This is a genomic window from Kitasatospora sp. UYEF31, assembly GCF_057291755.1.
In genome coordinates this window covers 17,665-41,337 of the sequence record NZ_JBXAWK010000017.1, presented here as the reverse complement: position 1 = coordinate 41,337, position 23,673 = coordinate 17,665, and the positions used below count along the sequence as shown (strand labels likewise).

General features: G+C 69.0%; 26 protein-coding genes. 8 read left to right on the top strand and 18 right to left on the bottom strand.

The genetic code is table 11. The features are described 5' to 3' along the window. Window positions 1-15 precede the first annotated feature (15 nt). Entirely contained in the window at window positions 16-582 is a 567-nt protein-coding gene (locus tag AC0Z36_RS11245) for a hypothetical protein (RefSeq protein WP_485462639.1), read from the top strand. Window positions 583-681: 99 nt separating this feature from the next. Here the strand turns inward: AC0Z36_RS11245 and AC0Z36_RS11240 are convergent, their stop codons facing one another. The 3 genes from AC0Z36_RS11240 to AC0Z36_RS11230 are packed head-to-tail and all read right to left on the bottom strand — an operon-like array spanning window position 682 to window position 3,907. Beyond that, a complete protein-coding gene (locus tag AC0Z36_RS11240) occupies window positions 682-2,046 on the bottom strand; it encodes a tyrosine-type recombinase/integrase (RefSeq protein ID WP_485462638.1) in 1,365 nt (454 codons plus the stop codon). Then, entirely contained in the window at window positions 2,046-2,231 is a 186-nt protein-coding gene (locus tag AC0Z36_RS11235; protein WP_485462637.1) for a helix-turn-helix domain-containing protein, read from the bottom strand. Before AC0Z36_RS11235 ends, AC0Z36_RS11240 begins: the two co-directional genes overlap by 1 nt. Beyond that, window positions 2,228-3,907, bottom strand: coding sequence for a replication initiator (locus AC0Z36_RS11230; protein ID WP_485462636.1), 1,680 nt, complete (start codon window positions 3,905-3,907; stop codon window positions 2,228-2,230). The genes AC0Z36_RS11235 and AC0Z36_RS11230 overlap by 4 nt, the downstream gene beginning before the upstream one ends. A 338-nt stretch (window positions 3,908-4,245) precedes the next feature. Between AC0Z36_RS11230 and AC0Z36_RS11225 the strand changes: the two genes are divergently transcribed. Then, on the top strand, window positions 4,246-4,629 hold the full coding sequence (locus AC0Z36_RS11225) for a winged helix-turn-helix domain-containing protein (protein ID WP_485462635.1): 384 nt from the start codon (window positions 4,246-4,248) through the stop codon (window positions 4,627-4,629). 477 nt (window positions 4,630-5,106) lie between these two features. On the opposite strand, the gene AC0Z36_RS11220 is transcribed toward AC0Z36_RS11225, so the two are convergent. Continuing rightward, entirely contained in the window at window positions 5,107-6,309 is a 1,203-nt protein-coding gene (locus tag AC0Z36_RS11220; protein WP_485462634.1) for a helix-turn-helix domain-containing protein, read from the bottom strand. 107 nt (window positions 6,310-6,416) lie between these two features. On the opposite strand from AC0Z36_RS11220, the gene AC0Z36_RS11215 reads away from it, so the two are divergent. Both AC0Z36_RS11215 and AC0Z36_RS11210 read left to right on the top strand, forming a co-directional pair. Beyond that, entirely contained in the window at window positions 6,417-6,590 is a 174-nt protein-coding gene (locus AC0Z36_RS11215; RefSeq protein ID WP_485462633.1) for a hypothetical protein, read from the top strand. Further along, entirely contained in the window at window positions 6,587-6,829 is a 243-nt protein-coding gene (locus tag AC0Z36_RS11210; RefSeq protein ID WP_485462632.1) for a DUF7848 domain-containing protein, read from the top strand. The genes AC0Z36_RS11215 and AC0Z36_RS11210 overlap by 4 nt, the downstream gene beginning before the upstream one ends. 249 nt (window positions 6,830-7,078) lie before the next feature. Here the strand turns inward: AC0Z36_RS11210 and AC0Z36_RS11205 are convergent, their stop codons facing one another. Both AC0Z36_RS11205 and AC0Z36_RS11200 read right to left on the bottom strand, forming a co-directional pair. Beyond that, on the bottom strand, window positions 7,079-7,432 hold the full coding sequence (locus AC0Z36_RS11205) for a hypothetical protein (protein ID WP_485462631.1): 354 nt from the start codon (window positions 7,430-7,432) through the stop codon (window positions 7,079-7,081). Next, window positions 7,429-7,902 (bottom strand): hypothetical protein, encoded by a 474-nt coding sequence (locus AC0Z36_RS11200; protein WP_485462630.1) that lies wholly within the window; start codon window positions 7,900-7,902, stop codon window positions 7,429-7,431. The genes AC0Z36_RS11205 and AC0Z36_RS11200 overlap by 4 nt, the downstream gene beginning before the upstream one ends. Window positions 7,903-8,105: 203 nt before the next feature. On the opposite strand from AC0Z36_RS11200, the gene AC0Z36_RS11195 reads away from it, so the two are divergent. From AC0Z36_RS11195 to AC0Z36_RS11185, 3 genes are all read left to right on the top strand, one after another. Continuing rightward, window positions 8,106-8,450 (top strand): hypothetical protein, encoded by a 345-nt coding sequence (locus tag AC0Z36_RS11195; protein WP_485462629.1) that lies wholly within the window; start codon window positions 8,106-8,108, stop codon window positions 8,448-8,450. A 90-nt stretch (window positions 8,451-8,540) separates the two neighbouring features. Next, window positions 8,541-9,050 carry a hypothetical protein gene (locus tag AC0Z36_RS11190; RefSeq protein WP_485462628.1) on the top strand — a complete coding sequence of 170 codons (510 nt, stop codon included), beginning with the start codon at window positions 8,541-8,543 and terminating at the stop codon, window positions 9,048-9,050. A gap of 173 nt (window positions 9,051-9,223) precedes the next feature. Next, window positions 9,224-9,364: a hypothetical protein gene (locus AC0Z36_RS11185; protein ID WP_485462627.1), complete on the top strand. Its 141-nt coding sequence runs from the start codon at window positions 9,224-9,226 to the stop codon at window positions 9,362-9,364. A 141-nt stretch (window positions 9,365-9,505) separates the two neighbouring features. On the opposite strand, the gene AC0Z36_RS11180 is transcribed toward AC0Z36_RS11185, so the two are convergent. The 4 genes from AC0Z36_RS11180 to AC0Z36_RS11165 all read right to left on the bottom strand — a co-directional run bounded on the left by AC0Z36_RS11180 (window position 9,506) and on the right by AC0Z36_RS11165 (window position 13,299). Continuing rightward, entirely contained in the window at window positions 9,506-9,952 is a 447-nt protein-coding gene (locus tag AC0Z36_RS11180; protein ID WP_485462626.1) for a nitroreductase family deazaflavin-dependent oxidoreductase, read from the bottom strand. Between the two features lie 60 nt (window positions 9,953-10,012). Further along, on the bottom strand, window positions 10,013-10,453 hold the full coding sequence (locus tag AC0Z36_RS11175) for a VOC family protein (RefSeq protein ID WP_485462625.1): 441 nt from the start codon (window positions 10,451-10,453) through the stop codon (window positions 10,013-10,015). Window positions 10,454-10,832: 379 nt separating this feature from the next. After that, window positions 10,833-12,941, bottom strand: coding sequence for a glycogen debranching protein GlgX (gene glgX, locus AC0Z36_RS11170; RefSeq protein ID WP_485462624.1), 2,109 nt, complete (start codon window positions 12,939-12,941; stop codon window positions 10,833-10,835). Window positions 12,942-13,068: 127 nt separating this feature from the next. Further along, complete coding sequence (locus tag AC0Z36_RS11165) at window positions 13,069-13,299, bottom strand: hypothetical protein (RefSeq protein ID WP_485462623.1); 231 nt, start codon at window positions 13,297-13,299, stop codon at window positions 13,069-13,071. A 446-nt stretch (window positions 13,300-13,745) separates the two neighbouring features. On the opposite strand from AC0Z36_RS11165, the gene AC0Z36_RS11160 reads away from it, so the two are divergent. Further along, entirely contained in the window at window positions 13,746-14,996 is a 1,251-nt protein-coding gene (locus tag AC0Z36_RS11160; RefSeq protein ID WP_485462681.1) for an SAV2148 family HEPN domain-containing protein, read from the top strand. Window positions 14,997-15,172: 176 nt separating this feature from the next. On the opposite strand, the gene AC0Z36_RS11155 is transcribed toward AC0Z36_RS11160, so the two are convergent. The 8 genes from AC0Z36_RS11155 to AC0Z36_RS11120 form a co-directional block, all read right to left on the bottom strand. Beyond that, window positions 15,173-15,628, bottom strand: coding sequence for a winged helix-turn-helix domain-containing protein (locus AC0Z36_RS11155; RefSeq protein WP_485462622.1), 456 nt, complete (start codon window positions 15,626-15,628; stop codon window positions 15,173-15,175). Window positions 15,629-15,958: 330 nt separating this feature from the next. Beyond that, the gene (locus tag AC0Z36_RS11150; protein ID WP_485462680.1) at window positions 15,959-16,825 is read right to left on the bottom strand and encodes a phosphotransferase enzyme family protein; all 867 of its coding nucleotides are present in this window, start codon (window positions 16,823-16,825) and stop codon (window positions 15,959-15,961) included. 164 nt (window positions 16,826-16,989) lie between these two features. Next, window positions 16,990-18,147, bottom strand: a complete 1,158-nt coding sequence (locus AC0Z36_RS11145) for a tyrosine-protein phosphatase (RefSeq protein ID WP_485462621.1) — start codon at window positions 18,145-18,147, stop codon at window positions 16,990-16,992. A 330-nt stretch (window positions 18,148-18,477) separates the two neighbouring features. After that, entirely contained in the window at window positions 18,478-19,197 is a 720-nt protein-coding gene (locus AC0Z36_RS11140; RefSeq protein WP_485462620.1) for a sirohydrochlorin chelatase, read from the bottom strand. A gap of 87 nt (window positions 19,198-19,284) precedes the next feature. After that, window positions 19,285-20,172: an ABC transporter permease gene (locus AC0Z36_RS11135; protein WP_485462619.1), complete on the bottom strand. Its 888-nt coding sequence runs from the start codon at window positions 20,170-20,172 to the stop codon at window positions 19,285-19,287. Next, window positions 20,159-20,959: an ABC transporter ATP-binding protein gene (locus tag AC0Z36_RS11130; protein ID WP_485462618.1), complete on the bottom strand. Its 801-nt coding sequence runs from the start codon at window positions 20,957-20,959 to the stop codon at window positions 20,159-20,161. Before AC0Z36_RS11130 ends, AC0Z36_RS11135 begins: the two co-directional genes overlap by 14 nt. 84 nt (window positions 20,960-21,043) lie before the next feature. After that, the gene (locus AC0Z36_RS11125; protein ID WP_485462617.1) at window positions 21,044-22,180 is read right to left on the bottom strand and encodes an ABC transporter substrate-binding protein; all 1,137 of its coding nucleotides are present in this window, start codon (window positions 22,178-22,180) and stop codon (window positions 21,044-21,046) included. A 183-nt stretch (window positions 22,181-22,363) separates the two neighbouring features. Continuing rightward, complete coding sequence (locus AC0Z36_RS11120) at window positions 22,364-23,671, bottom strand: sulfate adenylyltransferase subunit 1 (RefSeq protein WP_485462616.1); 1,308 nt, start codon at window positions 23,669-23,671, stop codon at window positions 22,364-22,366. Window positions 23,672-23,673: the final 2 nt, after the last annotated feature.

Sequence of the window (23,673 nt, the reverse complement as noted above, 5' to 3'; positions counted from 1 at the left end):
GAGGCTGATTCTGCCGTGCTGGCCGGAATTGGATTTGAGCTAATCAAATTCTCCGGGATTGAAGGAGCTCCACCACTCGGGGCTGTGTGGATGGCTGCCAGTTGCCCTCAGGGCGAAGGGAGAATCGACCGCACCGTGCCACTGGACGACCCGGAGATTCCCTCTAAGTTCAACGCCATGTGGCATGAAATGGCGGTAGAATTCCGGCTCCTTGATGAGCGGGGCGAGTTTCTTCTCGCCATCCAGGGCGATGAAAGTAGTGAAGACCAACATGCGCATTGGGCGAAAGTTCGACTGATGGACTCATGGGATATTTTCGAAGCCGGGACCAGAGGGCTGGTGACTGGGTTCGAGTACGGATATCCCGAGTTTGCGATGAGTTCGCTTGATGGTCGCACGATCATGCGCGGTACTACATGGAGTACTGCTGCTGGTTGCATTGTCATGCGCGAACCCTATCGATCCGAGACCCTCCGTCGTCACATTAGCGGCCCATATATGCAGTATGATCTCAATCAATTTGAACGTCGTGAAGCAGAAGCCTGGTTGCGAATCGAGGATTCTTCCGCTTCCGGTATTTGAATTCCGTGCGATGCGTGGGCGGAAAATTGCTGAAGGGGTTGTGGTCGACCCATCTTTTTTGAATGCTGAGGCCTCACCGGAATTAATTCCGGTGAGGCCTCAGGGGTGTCTGACGGCAGTAGTTGACGGCAACGTCAGCGGACGGGTGCTGCACAAAAGGGGTGGTTCGTCGCCGTCGTCGGGTCGGGCGGCAGGTTCGAGAGGTGTCCGGAGGGCGTTGCCGAGGAGGTCGATGGCGTCGCGCTGGAGGCGGAGCCGGACGTGGGCATACACCGTCGCGGTCACCCCGATGTGGGCATGGCCCAAAAGCTCCTTGATCACAACCAGTTCGACGCCCTGTTCAAGCAGGAGCGTGGCCGCCGAGTGCCGAAGATCGTGAAACCGGATGCGGCGCAGGGCGGCTCGGCGAAGTAGGGCGTTGAAGTGCCGGGTGAGGGTGGTGCCCTCGATGGGGTTGCCGTCGGGCCGGGTGAAGACGTACCCGCTGGCCTTCCAGCCTGCCCCCGCCGCCTCGCGTTCCTGTGCCTGCCGGTCGCGGTGCTGTTCGAGGGAGCGCAGGCACTCGGTGGGCAGGGCGATGCGCCGCTCGGAGCAGTGGGTCTTGGTCGGGAGGGCGGTCAGGCCGGCGGAGTTGGTGCGTTGGAGGGTGCGGCGGATGCTGGCGGTGCCCCCGGTGAGGTCGAGGTCTTCCCAGCGCAGGCCGAGGAGTTCGCCCTTGCGCAGTCCGGTGCGCAGGGCGAGTTCGAACAGAGCACTGAGCCGGTGATCGTCTACTGCCGCGAGGAAGGCACGCGCTTCCTCGCCGGTGAGGGGTTCGAAGCGGCGGGGTCGGGGTGTGCCCATGCGGACGTTGCGGGCGACGTTGCGGGGGATCTCCTCTTCGCGGACGGCTTGCTCCAGGGCGGACTTGAGGACGGAGTGGACGTAGGCCAGCGTCAGCGGCGAGAGTCGCTTGCGGCAGCAGGTTCCGGCCGCGCAGCACTGGGGCTGGTCGCGGGCGGCGTCGAGGCCGCGTGCGCAGCACTGGCAGGTGGTGCGGAGTTGGTCGAGCCAGGTGCGGACGTCCTTGGCGGTGAGCTTGGCGAGCTTCTTTCGTCCCAGTCCGGGGATGACGTAAAGGCGGACGCAGGCGGTGTAGCGGGTGTGGGTGTTCTCGCGGAGCCGGTGGACGGCGACGGTCTCCAGCCAGTAGGCGAGGAACGCCGCGACGCTGCCCTGGGCCGAGGGAGCGGGTATGCCGCGGTTGCTCGTGGCGATCTTCTCCGTCAGCTGGGCCAGCGCGTCCTTCCGCGTGGTGCCGTAGACGTGGATGCGCTTGCGGGTGTCGCCGGGGGCGAGGACGTATCCGGCGGCTTCCCAGCGGCCGTCTTTGCGCTGGTAGACGGTGCCGTCGCCGTTGGCGCGGACCCTGCGCGACCCGGTGACGGTGCTGATGGGGGCGGGGGCGGTTTCGGGGTTGGTCATCAGGCTGCCTGTTCGAGTTGGTGGCGGACGAGGGTGGTCAGAGCGTGGGTGGGGATGCGGCGGGCGCGGCCGATGGTGATGGAGGCGAGCTGCCGGGTGCGGATGAGGTCGTAGACGGTGGAGCGGCTGATCTTCAGGCGCGCCATGACCTCGGGGACGGTCAGGAGCTCGGCGTCGGCGTTCACCCGGTCGCCTCCGTCTGGACGGGGGCGGTCAGAGGGTCAGCGGAGTGACCAGCGCGGTCACTCGCGCGTGACGCTTGCCGGGGGCAGGCTGGCTGCTCGGGTCGGGGCTTTGGTGCGGCGGCCAGGAGGTCGGCGAGGTGGGCGAGTTCGGGCAGGAGGCCGCTTCCGGTGTACTGCCAGTGGGAGATCACCAAGGTGGTATCCGTGTCGACGTGCCGCTCGCTCCCCGCGCGGTGGCCGCTGCGGTGACCGGCGTCGGGGTCGGTGTGACCGGCGGTCAGGTCAGCGCGGTCATCGCGGTCACTGTGCCGGTCAGTGACCGGCTGACCCTCGCCAGCCCGCTCCTGGGCGTCGTTCTGGCGGGTGCGCCAGGTGGTGCGTTCGGCTCGGAGGTGGGTGAGGGTGGTGGAGTAGTGGCGGGTGCGGGTGGAGAAGTGGCCTCGGAAGCCGAGCATGTGGGCCCACTGCCGCAGGCGCAGGTGGGCGTGCTCGGGCTGGGCGCCGAGGTGCCAGGCGGTGTAGATCATTTGGCGGGCGTGGTCGGTGAGGTCGTGCTGGGCGAGTTCGGCCAGGAACCGCAGGCGGCGGTCGAGGGTGCCGGTGGTGGTCTCGGCTCCCTTGGTGGCGTACTTGGCGATGTAGGCGGCGACGTGCCGGTCGGTGACGGGGGCACCGTCGGTGAAGTCGGTGCTGCGGATCGCGCGGACGTCGATCTGCCGCCCGAACCGGAACACCGTGGACTCCGCCGGCTGGCCGGGCTTGGTCTCCCCTGCCCCGGAGCGGTGCTGGTGCGGGACACGGGTGCGCTGGACGGCAGCGCGGACGGCGTGGTCGAGGAGCCCGGTGGTGGCCCAGGCGGGCGGGGTGCTGCCGGGGCCGGAGGGTCCGTCGATGCGGATGACGGTGTGAAAGTGGATCTGGCCGCGCTTCTGGTACTCGGCGACCTTGGCGTACGACAGGGTCGCGTGGTGGCGCAGGGTGCGCTGCGTCAGCCCGGCCGCATGCGCGATCTCGCGGCGCAGGTGGCCGGTGAAGCGGGCCCACAGGGCGGGGGCGTGGGCGTTCCACAGCACCGCACCGGTGTAGTCGTACCGCTGCGGGTTCAGCGGCGTCCCGAGGAGCGGGTCGCCGTCACTGTGCCGAGTACCGCAGACGCACGGGGATGCGCCGGGTTGGTTGTGGACGGGGCCGAAGCCGGGTGCGGTGAGGGTGGCGAAGACGCGCGGGTGGGTGGAGACGCTGGTGGGGACGGTCTTTCCGCCGCGTAGTCCGGCGGCGATGAGCTGGTAGGTGTGGTAGCGGTAGACGTTGGAGCAGGCGGGGCAGCGGGTGGCGCGGCGGTTGCCGCAGCGCACCAGGAGTTCGCCGGCGGGCAGGTGGCGGGTGTCGAGGTGGTCCAGGATCTGGCCGGTGGCGGTGTCCAGGCGGGTGCGGTGTCCGGTCATCCGGATGGGGCGGGCGCAGCCGCCCAGGGAGCCGACCTGGCGGGCCAGGGGTGCGAGGTGTCCGGCGGCGGCGAGCTTGGCCAGCCTCGCGGTCAGCCGGGCCCGGCGTTCCAGCGCCGAGCCACGGTTCGCCGACGCGTCGGCGGTGCTGGGGTGCGCAGGTGTGGCGAACGTCGCGTTCGTGGCAGCGGACGTGGTTGCGGGGGAGGGGAGTTGGGGCTGTGCGGGCATGGGGGCAGACCTCCGGCAGGGAGCGAGGCAAGAAGAGGGGTGACTGAGGGGCGACCTGGGTGGTCAGCGCACGTGGGCACGGTGCGCGAGTCGTCGGGTGCGAGTGTTGGGCCGGGAGCGTCTGCCCTGGTCAGCGGTGGTGTTCACCAGCGGTGCGTGAAGGTAGCATCGCTTCAACGGCGCATTCAAGTGCATCCCTCCTCATCTGCTTGGGTGGCCTGGTGGGGTGTGGGTACTGTGCCTGGGTTTCCCGTTTTGGCCGGGCCGGATTTCGGTGATACTGGCGCGGAGAGGGCATGTGACCAGCGGTGACAGTCGGGCGGCGGGGACGCAGGCCGGTGGGCGGCACGGTGCTGTTGACGTTCGAGGTCATCGCCGAGGCCCTGCGGGAGCGGATCCGCTCCGGTGGGCTGATGCCGGGGGACGCGTTGCCGACGCAGGCGGTGCTGATGGCGGAGTTCGGGGCCTCCAGTCTGTCCGTGCAGAAGGCCATGGCCCTGCTGAAGCAGGACGGCTACGCGATCTCCCGTCCCGGTAAGGGCGCCTTCGTCGCCCAGCCCGACACCGACGGTGACTCGGAGGTGGGGAGCGCGCCCGTCGGCGGGATTGCGGCGCGCGTCGGGGCGCTGGAGCTGGCCCTGGCCGAGGCGCTTGATCAGCTCATTGTCCTGCGGGCCCGCGTCGAAGTCCTGGAAGCGGGCGACGGCCGGCCTACCCACTGACCTGCTGCCCTTGGGCGACCCAGGGGTCGGGGCTGGGGGTGTGCGTCCAGATTTTCTCTACGAGGTTCAAGGCGGGCCCAGCCCGCTGAGGGGGACCGACGTTGCCGACCGACCCAGGGGCGATGGCAGAACCCGAGGCCCGTATGGGTGTCGGCGGTTAGCGGTCCGTCGGGTTCAGCGCGGGGTTCGGCTGCTACACGTCGCACAGCAAGTTGTCGGGTATGGACTTCCTTGCTCCAGCGGAGCAAGTTGTCGCCGACGACCGTCCTACGGTCGGATCGCGGACACAGGGTCGGCCAGGGGTCCGACCCGTTCCATCGCTGGGCCCGCCGAGGGCGGTGTCCGACCCCGCCCAAGCTCCGCAGCGCAAGCCCTCCGCCGAACCGCTGACCGCTCCCGTGCCGAGCGACCAGACCGTGCGAATACCCGCCGAGTACCGAGCCGCCCACCAGCAGACTGAACCCGATCCCCGCGCGATCAGGACGCCAGCAGGTCGGCGACTTCGGGGACGTCGCGGAACGCTCGCAGCCGGTCGAGCACGATGCGCGTGCGCTCGGTGGTGCGTTTGCTGCCGCTCTGGCCCAGGGCGAGCATCCGGGCGGCGGTCCCGGCTGCGGCCTCGGGCTCGTTCGCGTCGGCGTAGGCCACGGCCAGCCACGACAGATAGAGCGCCAACTCCCTCGCGTGACTGGCGTCGTACCGCCCAAGGACGTCCGTCAGCAGCGGCACCGCGTGCAGCGGCCGGTGCAGTTCGGTGTAGACGCGGGCTTCCATGACCTGCAGTTCCCCGGCGTCCATCCAGTACAGGTACGACGGCGACTCGATGCCGTCCGAGTCCTGGGCCAGGGCCTCGGCCGCTTCCCCGAGCGCGGTCATCGCCGCTCGGTCCTGTCCGGCACGGGTATTCGCCCAGGCCACCCGGTCCAAGTAGAGGGCGCGGGCCTTCGCCGGAGCGTCGGGACCGGCCTCCTGGACGGCGGCAGCAGCCAGGTCGACGGCGTCGTGGGCGTGTCCGGTGTTGCTCCACTGGTAGGCCAGCGAGCCTGCGACGTTGCCCGACAGGACGCTGTCCCCGGCGGCGCGGGCGGCGCTGATTCCGAGCCGGTAGATCCGTTCGGCCTCGGCGTGCTCGCCCGCGTCGGAGGCGACCCAACCGGCGATCTGCGCCAACTCGCCAATGACTCGTAGAAGTTCGCGGCCCACGGGTTCGGTGTGGCTGCCCTGGCGGTAGAGCGTGACCGCCGCGCGCAGTTCTCGCAGGGCCGGGCCGATCAGGTCCTTGCCGTAGACCACGTCATCGGCCAGGCGCAGGCCGTGCACCCGCCGGGCCAGGTCGGCGACCTGCCCCGCGCCGATCCGCCGGCCGGTCCTGGCCGTCAGCGGGGCCAGTGGGTCGCCCTCGGGCAGGAAGTCGGCCACCGTCAGCACGCGCGGCGCGGGCTCGGCCGGGGGGACGGCCTTGGCCGCCTCCAGCAGCTCGCGCGGGACCTCCAGTGCTAGGGCGAGGAAGGGCAGCCACTCGCGCGGGGACCGGGTGCCGATCTCCCAGCGGGACACGTCGTTGCGCGTCGGGGGAACCCTGCTGGGGGCGGCCTGGGCCAGGGCGTCGGCGAGCCGCTGCTGACTCCATCCGCGCGCCCGGCGCAACCGCCGCACCAGTTCCCCGACCGTCTCCCGCACCTGGCCAGCTTGGCAGACACCGGGGCAGACACGCTGGCTCCTCCGCAAGGTTCCAGCCAACGAGACCCTGGCCGGGAGGGAACCGAGCGGGAGCGAAGGAGCGGGAGATGGACGAGCAGACGGTGCAGTGGCGGGAACGCCCCGGCCCGGTGTGTGGGGAGTGCGGACGGCTCCGGGAGCAGGCCCGCGCCGCCTCGCTGTGCGGGGACCGCTCCAGGCTCAGCGACGTGCGCGTCATGCAGGACCGCCACCGCCGAGCCGCCCACGGGCAGGCGGCATGAGCGAGCGCAAGACGATGCGGTTCCGCGACTACCACGTCCGCACCGACGCGACCGCCGAGCCGGTCCGGGTGGCTGTCTGCGTCACCGACGAGGAGCAGTGCTGGTGGACCAGCGGCGAGCGAACTCGCGCCGATGACGTCACCGCCCTGATCGCCAAGCACGCCAACGAGACGGGCCACCACTGCTTCCGCCGCACCGCCACCGACTACGCCACCGCAGAGCCCGGCGACTTCCACTGACCCGAGGGCAGCAGGCCAGATGCTGCTGGACGCCGAGCCGACGGGGTGACCGGCCAGTTCACCGGGCTGACCAGGGTCGGGCTCCTGGCGAAGCAAGTTGTCCCGTTGGATATCCCAACGGGCTATCCAACGGGAAGAAGGCTGACCCGGGGGCGGTTCATGCGGTGCCGGGCCCCCGAGGCGGCCGACGCCGTCGGCTGGGGCCGGGCGGCTGGTGGAGCCCCCGCCGGGCAGCTGCCCGGGGCCACCTCAGTCTGTGGCCTTGGGGTGGCCGGTGCCGGCGTAGGTGATCCAGGCGGTGCGGTTGGTGTCGTCGAGGAGGTACCAGATGCGTCCGCCGCCGGTGACTTCGTACTGCCAGCGTTCCAGGATCTGTCCCTTGTAGGTGGTGGTGCCGAGTTTGCCCTTGAGTCGGTGCTGGCGTTCGGGGTTCTCGGCGGCGCGGGGTTTGGCGCGGATTCGATCGAAGGCCCGGCGCAGGTTGGCCGGTGCCTGACGGCTGAGATGTTCCCAGCCGTCGGCGGCCTCGGTGTTGGCGAACCGGAGGTCGTACTCGTCGCCGGTCGGGGGTGGCGCGGCCCGGTCTCCGCGCTTCGGGCTCACTCCGCCGTCCCGGGTACGGGGACGGGGCCGAGGTCGCCCTCGGGCTCGCGGGTCAGCAGCGCGTGCAGGGCGGGGTCCGCGTAGATCTCGGCGCTGTGCCTCCACTGGGCGAGCAGCAGTGCGATCGGGGAGAGGTTGTCCAGGGCGACCGCGCCGCGCGCCGTGTCGACCAGTTCGGCGAGCAGGGTGTCGATGTCCTCTGCGGGCAGGAAGGTGCTCCAGGGGAGGGCTTCGGGCAGCGCCTGGCGCAGGGCGTCGATGTTCTCGGTCCGGACCAGCCCGGCGAGCAGGCGGGAGGTGAAGTCCACAACGGTGGCGTCGCGCTCCATCTGGTCCACGCGCATCAGCGCCAGGTCCCCCGCGTCGCGTCTGCGCAGCCGCAGTATGCGGACGGCGTCGAGCCGACGCGCGGTCGCGGCAGGATGGTGCAGCAGCTCACTGAAGGGCACGTCCTCGTAGGCCGTAGTCATGACATCCACAGTAGCTCGGATGTCAATCGATGGACAGATGGCGCGACGGTCGACTCTTCCCCTGATGGTCTAGACCTCTGACGGCAGTAGTGACGGCAACAACCACGCACAACGGCGTACTTCGGCACACTCCGACGGATCATAAAATAGCCGCTGACCAGCGAAAATGCAGCTAGCGGGCCACCCCGTGCCACACGTACTATGTGCTGGCAGGTTCGGTGCCGGTTCTTGTGCACAATGCTGGTGGGCCAAAACCACTACCAACGCCGCCGCCGATCGTCGTTAATGGAATTGATGAATACAATAAAGGCAACCTGCAGCAGCGCATATCTAAAAAGAAGCTCGATTTCTATAGAGGGATTGACGCTCCGAAGGGGGTTGGTTCTTACTGGATGGATTCGAAGATATACGAAATACCAGGTGGTGGAAGCGATTACCGACTTTTGGTGAAAGCTGATGGCACGATTGGTTGGGTCGGACCGAAAGGTATGGTGAAAGGGGCGGGTCATAATTATCAGAAGATTACCCAATATAAATCTCCGTGTTAGTGAGGGCTGGTGTGACAGGTGAGCGTGAAGAGCTTGTCGGAATTGCTTGCGAAGTCTGGACTCCGTCTAATCTGTATCCAGAATTCTGTAGTGACTATTCCGGCTGAAGCGTCGTGCATGGCATCGGCCTGTTGGCCGGAGGAGGGTAGGGTTGATGAGGTTTTTGGGTTCGAGAACCCTAACCTTGTGCGGGATGCAAACGCGGCATGGTTTTATATGGCGATCGAGTACGGACTATTTATGGAAGATCGCGAGTTTTTCTTGTCGGTAGATCTCGCCCCCCATGGGGAAATTCCAATATTGCGTTGGGCTCGCATTCGATTGGAAGATGAATGGGATATCATGGGGGACGGTATGGATCCAGCAGCGTTAGGGGTTCTTGGTGGGCCTCGGGGGCGCCCAGGTTTCGTCATGTTGTCGCTGGCGGGAGACGTAATTATCGCAGGGGCGACATGGGAGACTGAAATAAGCGTCCTTGCAGTACCGAATCCACATCGCGCAGAAGCAATTCGTAATTATATCGAAGGAATGCTTGCCTCTGGCAAGCTGGCGGGTGTCGATGCCGCAAATGCCAGATTCTGGCTAATGCGAGACTGCTGACCTTTGCTAATTCTCTTGATGAGGGTTATTCAGAACGCCTCCGGTGAGGCAGCGAACACTGAGGGGATTCGCGTTTTCTGGACAGCGGATTTAGGGTTTTTCTACACCGCCAACTCCACGGCCGACTTGCCGCAGGGGCCCCTGGACGAAGTCCTTGGGGGAGGGCCTCGTCGATGCCGATCGCCTCGGTCGCGGCGGGTTCGCCTCAGGGACGGATCGTCGGCTCCTCCGGGAGTTCCAGTGCCGCCGGCCCGCTGGAGGCGGTCAAGATGTTCAAGGTTCTGAACGAGAGGAAGGCCCCGCAAGGTCCCTGACGGAGATGAGGCAGCACCCCGCCGGGCTCCGCCGGTGCTCGTCCGTAGCGCGCAAGCGGATCCGCTCGCGGGACAACGGTCGTGCCAACTTCTTGACGCCGGACGCCGGACGCCGGACGCAGGCGAGCGGCGCAGGCCGGGTCAGCCCTGGGGAGTGAGCAGGACGATCGGGATCACGCGGTCGGTCCGCTGCGCGTACTCGTCGTACAGCGGGAAGATGCGCGCCATCTGGGGCCAGAGGGCCTCGCGCTCGGCCGAGGACGCGACACGGGCGCGGGCGGTGAACCGGCGGGTGCCGACCTGGACCCCGGCGCTCGGGTCCGCCCGGAGGTTCCTGAACCAGTCCGGGTCCTGGTCGGCGCCGCCTTTGGAGGCGACGACGATGAAGTCGTCCCCCGACGTGCCGTAGATCAGGCAGGTGCGGCGTGGCTCACCGGTCCTGCGTCCTGTCGTGGCGAGCACGAGCGTGTACAGGCCGTTCGACTCGTGACCTTCGGTTCCGCCCGAGGCGAGATACGCGCGGGTCTGCTGGGCGACCCAGTCCCAGGTCGAGTCGGTGGCGCGGTCGAGATCATCGGCGACGGTCATGGCGGCGGTCCTTTCGGGTGCGGGTGGTATCGGTCGGTTTCGAACCAGGACCGTGTCGCCTCAGTCGAGCTTCTCGGCCAGCGCAACGATGATGCCCGCGGGTCCGCGGACGTAGCAGAGCCGGTAGCTGCCCTCGTATTGCGCCACTTCTCCGACGAGTTCGGCGCCGCGGGCCCGCAGACCGGCGACCGTTGCGTCGATGTCGTCGACGGCGAACATGATGCTGCGCAGGCCCAGTGTGTTGCCCAGTGCGTTCGCCGGCTCGGCGCTGATCACCGCGGGGGTGTGGAACTTCGTCAGCTCGAGCCGGCCGTCGCCGTCCCGCGTCCGCATCATCGCGATGTCCACCCGGACCCCGTCGAGCCCGTTGACCCGGTCCACCCACTCTCCCTCGACCGGCGCCTGGCCCTCCAGCTCCATACCGAGTTCGACGAAGAATGCCTTGGCTGCCTCGAGGTCGTCGACGACGACGCTCACGTGGTCCATCCGCTGAATGGTCATGGTAGTTCTCCTTCTCCCTGTGCGACCTGTCATGGCCGCTCGTGCACTTGGGACGGATCCGGTGACCCGTTCTCTACACCCGCGGGGTGCCGTCCGGAGAAGGGTACGAGAATCAGGTGCGTCGCGAAGTGTCGAGAACGTGGGCGCGGAACCGTCCCCACAATACGAGCGGCCACGACGAGCCGCGTGACGACGAAGGAGATCGACGTGAATTACCTGCTGCTCAAGCCCAGCCCACAGCCACCGAGTGAACGAGCCACTCCTGCGGGCGCTCGTGCCCGCTGTGACCGGTGTCCTTCTCCGGCGCGGAGCCGACCCAGGGGCTTCACTGAAGTCTGACGCTGCGTCACCGTACGGACGGTCTCGCGCACTTCGACGATCACCCTCGCCGCAGCACCAGTAGACTCCGCCCGGGGAGCTTCAGCCGGTCCCCGGCGTGCACCGGATCAGGGTCGGCCGCGACCCCGGACGGCTCGACGGTGTCGATGACTGTGCGCCACTGTGCCCCGTGCCCCCGCGGCACCGTGAACTCCACCGCCTCGTGCCCCGCGTGCAACAGGAGCAGGAACGAGTCGTCGGCGATCCGCTGCCCGCGTGGGTCGGGTTCGGAGATCGCCTCGCCGTTCAGGAACACGGTCAGCGACTTCGCCGCGGTGGCGTGCCAGTCGGCGTCGGCCATCTCGTCGCCGGTGGGCGTGAACCAGGCGATGTCGGTCAGTTCGTCGTGGGTGCCCTGCACCGGGCGGCCGTGGAAGAAGCGGCGGCGGCGGAACACCGGGTGCTCGCGGCGCAGCCGGGTGAGGGCCTTGATGTAGTCGAGCAGCCGGGTGTCCTCGCCCTTGTCCGGCCACCGTACCCAGGCCAGTTCGTTGTCCTGGCAGTACACGTTGTTGTTGCCCCGCTGCGTACGCCCGAACTCGTCGCCGTGGGACAGCATCGGGACGCCCTGCGAAAGGAGCACGGTGGCCAGGATGTTGCGGACCTGACGGCTGCGCAGCTCCAGGACCTGCGGGTCGTCGGTGTCGCCCTCGACCCCGCAGTTCCACGAACGGTTGTGGCTCTCCCCGTCGCGGTTGTCCTCGCCGTTGGCCGCGTTGTGCTTGTCGTTGTACGACACCAGGTCGCGGAGCGTGAACCCGTCGTGGCAGGTCACGAAGTTGATCGAGGCCAGCGGGCGGCGCCCGTCGTCCTGGTAGAGGTCCGACGAACCGGTCAGCCGGGAACCGAACTCACCCAGCGTCGCGGGCTCCCCGCGCCAGAAGTCCCGTACGGTGTCCCGGAATTTGCCGTTCCACTCGGTCCACAACGGGGGGAAGTTGCCCACCTGGTAGCCGCCCTCGCCGACGTCCCACGGCTCGGCGATCAGCTTCACCTGGCTGACGACCGGGTCCTGCTGCACCAGGTCGAAGAACGACGACAGGCGGTCCACCTCGTGGAACTGTCGGGCGAGGGTGGCCGCGAGGTCGAAGCGGAAGCCGTCCACGTGCATCTCGGTCACCCAGTAGCGCAGGGAGTCCATGATGAGCTGCAGCACGTGCGGACTGCGCATCAGCAGGGAGTTGCCGGTCCCTGTGGTGTCCAGGTAGTAGTGCTTGTCGTCGGTCAGCCGGTAGTACGACGCGTTGTCGATGCCGCGGAACGACAGTGTCGGGCCGAGGTGGCTGCCTTCGGCGGTGTGGTTGTAGACCACGTCGAGGATGACTTCGATCCCGGCGGCGTGCAGCGCCTTGACCATCGACCGGAACTCCTGCACCTGCTGGCCCCGGTCGCCCGTCGAGGAGTACGCACCCTGCGGGGCGAAGTAGCCCAGGGTGTTGTAGCCCCAGTAGTTGCGCAGGCCCAGGCTGCTCAGCCGGTGGTCGTGCACGAACGCGTGCACGGGCATCAGCTCGATGGCGGTGGCGCCCAGACTCTTGAGGTGCTCGATGACCACCGGGTGCGCGAGGGCCGCGTACGTTCCCCTGATCTCCTCGGGCAGACCCGGGTGGGTCATCGTCAGGCCGCGCACGTGCGCTTCGTAGATGACCGTGTCGTGGTATTCGATGCGCGGCGGCCGGTCGTTGCCCCAGTCGAAGAACGGGTTGACCACCACCGAGGACGGCATGTGCGGCCCGGAGTCGCTCTCCGACGCGTGTTCCGGGTCGTCGAACGAGTAGCCGTACACGGACTCGTGCCAGTCGACCTCGCCGCAGACCGCCTTGGCGTACGGGTCGAGGAGGAGTTTGTGCGGGTTGCATCGGTCGCCGGCCGCCGGGTCGTACGGGCCCTGGACGCGGAAGCCGTAGCGCTGCCCAGGCTGTACCCCCGGCAGGTAGGCGTGCCGGACGAACGCGTCGGTCTCCCGCAGTTCCACCGGTGTCTCCGTGCCGTCCTCGCCCACCAGGCACAGCCAGATCCGGCTCGCGGCCTCGGAGAAGACCGCGAAGTTGGTGCCGGCGCCGTCGTACGTGGCGCCGAGCGGGTAGGGGCGTCCTGGCCAGACCTGCATGGCAACCTGCTCAAGTGGGTTGGTCGGTGATCGGAAAGTCCTGCGGGCAGCATCATCCACCCGTTCCGGGGGTGTGTAGCGTTCACACATCAATCCACCGAACGAGTGGACGCCGGCCGGCGCGGTTCTAGATCCAGCCGAGCAGCTCGGCGGCGAGCATCTCCTCCCGGCACGGCCAGGCCGCACCGCAATCGCAGTGGTCGGTGCCGGTGATGTGCTGGTGCCGGGCGAAGATGTCGGCGACCACGTGACGGTAGGCGTCGAAGGGGTCCGGGACCGCGCCGGACGAAGTGTTCGTGGCGGTGATGGTGGTGTAGGTGCCGGTGTTCGACATGGTGGCGACCTCCTGCTGTCGCACGGTCCGCGGTGTGCGGGCCCTTCATACAATGAGACGAGTCGATCTCGGGCCTGGTTTCCCGGAGGTCCGCAATCGAGGGAACACCATCAGAGTCCCTCGCAGGACTGACACTTTTGTGGAAAACAGGGGATCCGTCCCCCGGACGCCGGGTTTCGGCTACCAGGCCAGGCCAGGCCAGGTCATTCCCAACCCGGCTCAACCAATCCCAACCCGGCCCAACCCGGCCTAACTCGCTCTATCCCGCTCTATCCCGGTCCAGCCCGGTCCAGCCCGGTCCAGCCCGGCCCAACCCGGCGCGGGGGGCGCGGACGGCGCGCGCCGGTGGTCGCGCGCACAACACGTCGGGATACCGGTTTGCCGAAGTGTGCCTGTCGCACCACCCCGGTTCTGTACGCTCGGGCGGATCAGCGGAGCACCGGGTGCACGTACTGGTTGGGGCGGTGGCGATGAGCGGGCCGGAGCACGATACGAAGGTGGCCGAGCCGGAGGAAGACGGTGCCGCAGAGCCCGCCGTGGTGGAGGACCCCGGACCGCCGGCCGGCACGATACCCACCGCCGCCCTGGCCGCCGCGCGCGGCGGTGACCTGCTCGCCGACCCGCAGCAGCTGAAGTGGGCCGACGACGACTGGGCCCAGGCTCTCCTGCGGGCCCGCCGGGCCGGGCGCGCCTACGTCTACCTCAACCTCGTCGAACAGCGCCTGCGCGCCGTGGTCCGGCAGGTCCTGTACCCGGTCTACGGGCCTGGCGAGACGGACAGTCACGACGACGGGGCCTGGGTGTCCGCGGCGGCCGGCCCGACGCAGAGCGACTGGGTCGAAAGGGCAGAGGCCGTACGGGAGATGAGCCGGCGGCGCGGCTACATCGTCGACCCCGACGACGACGACCTGCTGGCTTTCCTGACGCTGCCTCAACTGCGGGAACTGATAGTGCGCAACTGGTGGTGCTTCGCGCCGTACCTCGCGGACCGCAAGGGCTTCGAACGCGCCCTTGAGGAGATGGAGATCGCCCGGCACATCAGTGCCCGCAACCGCACCCTCACCCCCGATGTGCTGGCCCAGGTCGAACGCGCGGGCACCCGGCTTCTGGCCATGGTCGATGCCCGGCTCGGCGGGCACAGTGGCCAGAAGATGGCCCTGGACGCGGTCGAGGAGCTCTTTTCCGGCCGCTACGCGGACGTTGTGGGTGTCTTCCCCGACCGGGCGGCGCTACAACGGCAGTTGCCGTTCGGCGACCTGATCGACGGGGCCCGCGGGATCGACGCCACCGGCGTCGGGCTCAACCTGCTGTGCCAGAACTACAGCGGCCGCGACCTGGTGCGCCTGGCCCAGGACGGCTGCGGGATGCGCCTGCTGTTCCTCAACCCCAACGGCGAGGCGATGAAGCGCCGGGAGCGTGAGGAGGGCGTCAAACGCGGCCTGCTCGCCCGGGTGACGACGCTCAACATCCTGCACCTGCGCAAGGTGCGGGCGAAGCTGCGGGACCCGAACCGCATCGAGATAAGGCTGTACGACGAGACACCGCGCATCAACGCCTACCTGGTCGACGGGGAGACCGCGGTCGTCCAGTACTACCTGCGGCGGGCCCGGGGTGTGGAGTCCCCGGCGGTGGTGCTGCGGGCGGGCGACGGCCGCGGGCTGTTCGGTGTGTTCGAGGAGGAGTTCGAGCAGCTCTGGGCGGTCGGGAAGCGGACCGCCTGAGCGGCGGTCCCCGCCCCCGCGACAGCGGCGGGGACCGCGTCAGATGCGGCTCAGCGAGCCGACCGGACTCAGCGGTCAGACTGGGCCCAGCGATCAGACAGGACTCAGCGGTCAGACTGGGCCCAGCGATCAGACAGGACTCAGCGGTCAGACTGGGCCCAGCGATCAGACAGGACTCAGCGCGCCGGCTGGTATTTGTAACCCACCCGGTGCACCGTCACCAGCCGGCGCCGGTAGGGGCCGCCGAGCTTGCGGCGCAGGCGGGCGACGTGCACGTCCACCGTCCGGCCCGAGCCGATCTCCGGGTAGCCCCAGACGATGTCGAGCAACTGGCTGCGGGCGAACACCCGGTGCGGGTGGTCGAGCAGGTGGGCCAGCAACTCGAACTCCAGGTAGGTGAGTTCGACCTCGGAGCCGTCCACGGTGACGGTGCGCCCCACCGGGTCCAGGACCAGGCCGCCGTCGCGGTACGACTCGTCGGCGGGCTGCGGCTGTGGCAGCGCGCGGGGCTGGACGGACGGTGCCTGCGGCGGCGCGCCGCGGTCGACCAGCCGGAGCTGCGGCGGGTAGACGGCAACCGGGGTGTGGGGTCGGGCGGGCAGGACTGCGGACGCGTTTGAGTACGCGGACATGAAGGGGTTCCTCCGGAAAAGGTGCGGGCGGGCCTGAACGGCGGGGACCGGCACGGAGCGCGGCAGTCCCGGTCTCAAGGAACGAGAGGGTCCGTCAGTTAAAGCCGACACCCGGTGCTGGTGACGCGGCACAGGTCCACTGTGCGGCGTCTGGTCAGCAGTTTCCGGGTCATGTCGTCCATCGTACGGGGGTGCTACCTGCCCGTGTCCAGCCCGGAGCGGCCCGGAACCGGGGCAGGCCGGGGAATCCCACGATCCGGGCGGTGGTCCCGCGATCCGGGATTCGACGTCCGGCATGTGGACGTTTCACGTCCCGGAAAGCCGCGCCCCTCAGAAGGAGTTCCACCGGCTCGTGAAATCCCCGGTGCGCAGACAGCGCACCCGGTGCGCGAACTCCTCCTCGGCGGCCGGGTTCCCCGGCACGTGCTGCGCGACCCACGCGGTCGCCGCCAGCTCACGCACATCGCGCAGCACCGGATAGCCGTCCCACTCGGTGACGTCGTATCCGTACTTCTTCGCGAAGCGTTTGGCGGAGCCCTCGGGCAGGCCGTAACGGACCGCGGCCATCGGGGTCAGCGCCAGGTCGAGCTCGCGCAGGTCGAAGGACACCGTCTCCAGGTCGAGCAGCAGCGGCCTGCCGTTGAACACCCCGACGTTGCGCAGCAGGGCGTCACCGTGGACGACACCGCGCGGCAGCACGGGGGTGAGTTTGCGGTACGCCTTCTTCAGCTCCTCGCGGCGCGCGAGCAGGAACGTGCGGTCCTCCAGTGTGATCGCCGCGTCGGCGGAGTCGAGCCACGTCTCCACCAGTCCCAGCGGGCGGCGGGGCGGGAGTTCGAACGGCGGGTCGGGCAGGGCGTGCAGTTCACGCAGCAGCCTGGCCAGGTCCTTGACGTCGGGCTTGCGGTCGGGCGGCGGCAGCCGCTCCCAGAAGGTGACCGGACGGCCGTCGACGAGCAGGGGGGCGTCCGGCATCCCGTCGAGCGGGCGCACGGTGGGGAAGCCCTGGGCCGCGAGCCATCTGGCCACGGCGCCCTCCCTGGCCGCGCGTTCGGCCATGTGCACGCCACGGCCCACCCGGGCGACGACGTCGCAGGACAGCCCGAACACGGCGTTCTCGCCGTACGCGAGGAGCTCGGCCCGGCCGGCGGCGCCGATGTCCAGGCCGGCCGTGCCGCAGGCGCGGGCGAGCAGCAGGCGTTCAGCCGCGGCGGTGGGGTGCAGGCGTACGTCGATCACGTATCGATCGTAGCGCCGCAAACCGGGATAGGCGGGTAAGTAGGGGACACGGGCCCACTGGTCGGCCGGTCGGGACGCCGGACCCGCGGGCCGGGGGCGGTGCGCGCCCCCGGCCGTCACCACTACTGGACGGTCAGCAGGCGCAGCCGGAGCTTGGCCAGCGTGATCCAGTCGAGCCCGAGACCCTTGCTGATGTAGTTGTCGAACGACCCGTACTGCTTGGTGATTTCGTCGAAACCGGCCTGGATGAAGTCGGCCCGCACGCCGAGCAGCGGGTCGAGCAGGTCGGGGTTCTGCATGAGCCCGGCCTGCTTGACGCCCGCCTTCTGCGCCGCGTTGCGCGGCCCGAGGTAGGTGTTGCTCAGCAGGTAGTCCTGCATGATGACGTCGCGCGGCACGCCCAGGATGGTCAGCAGGACCGCGGTGGTCCAGCCGGTGCGGTCCTTGCCGGAGGAGCAGTTGTACATCAGCGTGCCGCCGTCGGAGATCTGCTTGAGGACCGTGGCGAACTGGGCGCGCTGCGATGCGGTGTTGACGAAAGTACGGTTGATCTCCTGCATGAACCCCGCGGCTTTGCCGTCGCCCAGGACCTCCTGCTGCTTGACCGGGTCGCGGCTCATGATGACGCCGGTGAGGTAGGCCGTCAGGTTGCCGTCGTTGACCGGCAGCCGGTTGAGCTTGACCCCGCTCGGGACCTTGTCCGGACCGTTGGTGCTGACTTCGAGGTCGGTGCGCAGGTCGTCCATGGTGTTCAGGCCGGTGGACTTGAGCAGGTCCAGATCCCGGTCGGTGAGCTTGTTGGGCACCTCCGAACGGAACACCTGGCCCCAGCGCACGGTCAGTCCGTACGCGCCCTTGTAGCCGCCGATGTCCCGGGAGTTGGCCGAGGCCTGGAGGTTGAGCGAACGGGTGCTGACCACCGGGCCGAACGGGGAGCCCTGCGGAACGACCTTGAAATACCAGCGCTTTGCGGTGTCCAGGTCGGCGACGGAGGTGCCCGTTCCGCCCGCGGTGGCGACGAGCCTGCCGGAGCGGGCGGGGTCGGCGGCGTTGGTCGAGGCGTACACCCGGACCTTGTCCAGGCCCCAGCCGTTCCAGGTCAGGGCGTAGGACCCGTCGGCGGCGCGGGTGGCCGAAGCGTCGGCGACGAAGCCGGGGAAGCTGAACCCCTGCTGCTGTTGCCGGGGAGCGGCGAAGGCGGGGGCACCGGCGGCCGCGGTGCCCAGGGTGAGGACGGCGGCGAGTGCGAGGGTGCCGGTTCGCGCGGTGGTGACACGCATGCGTGGTCTCCCTGGGAGCGGGTGGGCAAGCGGGCTGGCGTGCCGGGGATGTACCGGGATGGGGCACGCGAAATCACCACACGGGACCGTATGGTCTGGTGTGGGCGCGCTCACTGTAGTGACCTGGGCCACCCAAAACCATACGCATGCGTATGCAAACTGGGTGTTTCCCGCACTGCTCCCCGACAGGAGGAAAACCACCTGTTTGTCCGGCGGCGGCGGCGGCGGCGGCGGCACTCACGCGGCCACGCGGCCACGCGGTCTGCCGGTCTACCGGTTAGTCGGGCACTCGACCAATCGGTCTGCCGGTTAGCCGGGGCAGCGGGATGCCTACGCGGCGCGCACGCTGCGCAGCGGCTGCGCCTCGGCGTACCGCCGCAGCACCAGGCGGGCCACCTCCGGGGTGTCCGCGATCGTGCCGGTGACCATGTCGGCACCCGCGGCCAGGGCCTGTTCGGCGATCCGGTCGGGCATGAGCCCGGGGGCCAGCGCGTAGGTCGCCACCGCGATCCGCCGTGCGCCCCGGGCGCGGAGCGTGCGTACCGCTTCGCTGATGCTGTAAGGCTGCCCCGGGCCGTCCACGGCGTGGCCCAGGGAAGCGGGCAGGACGGCGTGCCAGCCGCGGCGGGCCCACTGCGCCGCAGTCGCGGCCAGCGCGTCGGCGGCCTGCGGATCGGACGAGCCTGTCGAGGCCAGAACAATTCCGTACGACGAATCCCCGGGCCAGACACCGGCTTCGCGCAGGCGTCGCTCCATCGCCCCGATGAGCAGCGGGTCCGGGCCGAGCACGGCGGACTGCGGACGGCCGCGCAGGACCGCCGGGATGTCCGTCTTGGCGTGGAAGGCCGGCGCGAGCAGCAACGGGACGGCCAGCGTGTCGTCGAGTCGCGAGAGCACCTGCGGGACCCGCGGTGCGCAGTGGTCGAGGTAGCCGACCTCGACGGGGACCGCCGGGTCGAGCTTCCTGACCCGGGTCAGGAGGGCGTGCACCGCCGCCGCGTGGCGGGGGTCGCGGCTGCCGTGGGCGATGGCCAGGAGCGTACGGGGCATGGTGTCTACCGTGCCGTGCGTGTGTGTCCGGAGTGTTGACGCATTGTCAATTCCTCTTTATCTCCGCGGAAGTGGGTCGTGAAGCGGTCAGCGTTTGCCCACGAGCAGGCCGCGCTGCCGCAGGATGTACCGCTCGACGGGCGCGAAGAGCAGCAGTTCGATGCCGATCCCGACGATCAGGATCATGACGATCGCCATGAGCATCATCGGCATGTCGCCCAGATCGCGGCCCTGGTCGAGCAGCTGGCCCAGGCCGAACCCGAGGTCGGGGGAGCTGGCGATCAGCTCGGCGGCCATCAGCGAGCGCCAGGAGAAGGCCCAGCCCTGTTTGAGGCCCGCCATGTAGCCGGGCAGGGCGGCGGGCAGCAGGATGTGCCAGACCCCGCGCAGCCCGGTCGCGCCGAGCACCCGGCCGGCCCGCAGGTGCATCGGCGGCACCTGGTCGACGCCGGACACCAGTCCGTTGGCGACCGAGGGCACCGCGCCCAGGAGTACGACGGCGTAGATCGCGTCGTCCGTCAGGCCGAACCAGATGACCGCGGCCGGCACCCAGGCCACCGAGGGCAGCGACTGTAGGCCGGACAGGATCGGGCCGATGGCCAGCCGGACGAACTTGACTTTGGCGACCAGGAGGCCCAGCGGTGTGCCGATCAGGACCGCGACGACAAAGCCGACCGCACCCCGGGAAAGCGAGGTCCACAGGATGTCGAAGACGGTTCCCTTGTACCACTGGTCCATAAAGGCGTCCCACACGTCCGCCGGGCTGGGCAGCGCGTAGTGCGGTTTGACCTCAAGCCAGTACGCGCCCTGCCAGACGGCGAACACCAGCAGGATCGCGGTCAGCGGCGGGACCGTCTTCTCCAGGAGCTTGCGGGAGAAGGGCGTGCGTGCTTCTTCGACGGTCTCCAGGGCGTCGAGCCCGGCCTCCAGGCCGGCCGAGTCGTCCTGCTTGTCGAGCGTTTCAGTGCTTGCCATGGCGGCGGATCTCCCCCCGGAGGTGGTCGGTGATCTCGATGGACAGGGCGGAGACGTCGGGCGACTCGATCCGGCGGGGCTGCGGGATGTCGATCCGCCACTCTTTGGAGATCCGTCCGGGCCGCGACGACAGCAGGACGACCCGTTGGGCCAGCCGTACGGCCTCACGGACGTTGTGGGTCACGAACACGACGGTCCGGCCTGTCTCGCGCCAGATGCGCGTGAGTTCGTCGTGCAGGACGTCGCGGGTGATGGCGTCGAGCGCGGCGAACGGCTCGTCCATCAGCAGGACGTCACCGGCCTGGGCCAGCGCGCGGGCCAGCGCGACCCGCTGCCGCATGCCGCCGGACAGCTCGTGCACACGCTTGCCGTAAGCGCCGTCCAGGCGCACCAGTGAAAGGAGTTCAAGGGCTTCGGTACGGCGGCTCTGGCGCGGAACGCCCCGGAGCTTCAGCGCCAGTTCGATGTTCTTCCCGGCCGTGAGCCACGGGAAGAGCGCGTGGTCCTGGAACATCAACGCAGGGCGTCCGCCGGTGAGTTCGATGGAACCGGCGGTCGGCTTGTCGAGGTCGGCAATGAGGTTGAGGAGCGTCGACTTGCCACACCCGGACGCGCCGAGCAGGCACACGAACTCACCCGGCCTGACGGTCAGGTCGATGCGGTCGAGCACCGGGGCCGCGCCGCGCTGGAAGGTCTTGGACACCCCGGACAGCCTTACCGAGAAAGGCACTTCGGTGGTGGCGGTGGCCGTGGACTCGCGGGTGCCGTCGATCAGCAGGTCGGTCATGGTGGCGGGGTTCCCTCCGGAAGCGGGGTCGGGCCGGTTCCGCCGGACGGGCTCCGTGCTTGCGAAGCCCGTCCGGCGGTCTTCCTAGCTCTTCGCGCCGAGGCCCGCGTCGGCGACCGGGGGCTTCCCCGCCGCCAGCAGGACCTTGTTCAGAATCGTCAGGTCGTAGATGCCGTGGATGTCGGCCTGCTTGGTGATACCGGCCTTCACACCTTCGTCGAACAGTTGCTGGAGGGTGCCGGCCAGCGGGTCGTTGGTGACCTTGAGCTGCGTCCACGCGGCGTCGATGAGCGGCTGGGACAGTGGCTTCCCGGCGAACACGGCGAGCTGCGCGTTGACCGAGGTCTTCGCCTTGTCCGGGTTGGCGGTGATCCAGTCGTTGGTGGCGACCTGGCCCTTGAGCAGGGCCTCGACCGTGTCCGGGTGCTCCTTCAGGAATTTGCTGGACACGATGAGGTTCGTGGTGTCGAACTCGCCGTTCGGCCACAGGGTGCGCTCGTCGACCAGGACCTTCGCCCCGGCCTCCTGGACCAGCCGGGACGCCCACGGCTCCGGCAGCCAGCCGCCGTCGAGGTCACCCTTCTGGAAGGCGAGCAGGGTCTGCGCGTTGTCCGTCGGGACCACGCTGACGTCACCCTTGCCGGAGGGGTCGGTCTTGTAGCCCTGCTTGGCCAGCCATGAGCGGAGCGCCACGTCCTGCGTGCCGCCCAGCTGCGGGGAGGCGATCTTCCGGCCCTTGAGGTCGGCCGGTGAGTTGACCGACGGCTTGACCACCAGCGAGGCACCGCCTGACGTCGCGCCCGCGACGATCTTCAGCAGGGTTCCGCCGGTGGAGGTGTAGCCGGAGATCGACGGGTTCGGACCGATGTACGAAGCGTCGATCGCCCCGGCCTTCAGCGCCTCGATCGCGGCCGGACCGGCGTTGAACACCTGCGTCTTGACTTCGGTGCTGCCCAGCTCCTTGGCGAAGAAGCCCTCCTTGAGCCCGGCCAGCGGGGTCGCGTGGGTGGCGTTCGCGAAGAACCCGAGGCGCAGCTGCGTGGCCGAAGTCCCCTTGGCGGCGGTCGCGGCGGACGATGCCCCCGCGGCGGCCGGGGCGGTGGTGTCGGACTTCTTGTCCGAGCCGTAACCGCAGGCCGACAGCAGGGCGAGCAGTGGGAGCAGGAGCAGCGCGAGGAAGGATCTCGCGTGTTTGCGCTGGTGCTTCGCGGGAGTCGACACGTACGGAATCCTTAAGAAGGTCGCCGTACGCGCGGACGCGACGTTACGGCGGTGGGAGGCGGGGACGGTGGGCTTCAGCGGACCTTCGACACGGCCCCTGACCCCCGGCTCCGTCGCCGCGGCCGTCCGAGAGCGCGCCGACACCGTCGACCGCCTCGTCCAGCCAGAAAGCGTCGTGGTTCATCAGGCGGCGTCCCGGGTGCCGGCGGGCGCGGTGAAGACGGGTGCCGTGAAGGCTTCGCCGGACATCCCGGCGGTGAGCGTGGACCCGTCGGCCTCATCGATCAGCAGGAACGAACCGGTCCGGCGGGAGAGCGCGTACGGGTCCAGGGCGATCGGCTGCGCGGTCCGCAGGACCACGTGCGCGATGTCGTTGGCCTGCAACTGCCCCGGCTGTGCGACGTGGTCGAGCGTCTCGATGTCGATCCGGTACGGGATCTCCTTGACGATCGCCTTGACTGTCCGGGTGGTGTGCTTCAGCAGCACCCGGTCGCCGACGCGCAGCGGCTTGTCGGCCACGTGGCACACGGTCGCCTCGACGTCCTGTGCGGGCACCGGCACCGAGGCGGTGGGTGCGATCAGGTCGCCGCGTGAGATGTCGAGGTCGTCGGTCAGCCGGAGCGTCACCGACTCGCCCGCGCCGGCCTCTTCGACGGCCGTGCCGAGCTTGTCGATCCCGGCGATCGTTGAAGTCAGGCCGGAGGGAAGGACTGTGACGGAGTCTCCGGTCCGGAACGTCCCGGCGGCGATCTGCCCGGCGTAGCCGCGGTAGTCGCGGTGCTCACCGGACTGCGGGCGGATCACGTACTGCACGGGGAACCGCGCGGTGGCGATCTCCGACACGACGGACACGTTCTCCAGGTGCTCCAGGAGCGTGGGGCCGCCGTACCAGTCGGTGTGCGCGGACACCTCGACGACATTGTCGCCGCGCAGCGCGGACACCGGGATCGCGGTGACCTCCTGGACGCCCAGTTGCAGGGCGAACGCGGTGAAGGTGTCGGCGATCGACGCGAACACGGCCTCGTCGTAGTCGACCAGGTCCATCTTGTTCACCGCCAGCACGACGTGCGGGACGCGCAGGAGCGCGGCCACCGCGGCGTGCCGCCGGGTCTGCTCGACGACACCGTGGCGCGCGTCGACCAGGATGACGCTGAGCTCGGCGGTCGACGAGCCGGTCACCATGTTCCGGGTGTACTGCACGTGCCCCGGGGTGTCGGCCAGGATGAACCGGCGCTTGTCGGTGGCGAAGTAGCGGTACGCCACGTCGATGGTGATGCCCTGCTCGCGCTCGGCGCGCAGGCCGTCGGTGAGCAGTGCGAGGTCCGCGCCGTCGTGGCCGCGGTCGCGGGATACCCGCTCGACGGCTTCGAGCTGGTCGGTCAGGACTGACTTGGAGTCATGCAGCAGTCTGCCGACGAGGGTTGACTTGCCGTCATCCACCGAACCGGCGGTGGCCAGGCGCAGGAGACCGACTTCAGTAAGAGTGGTCATCT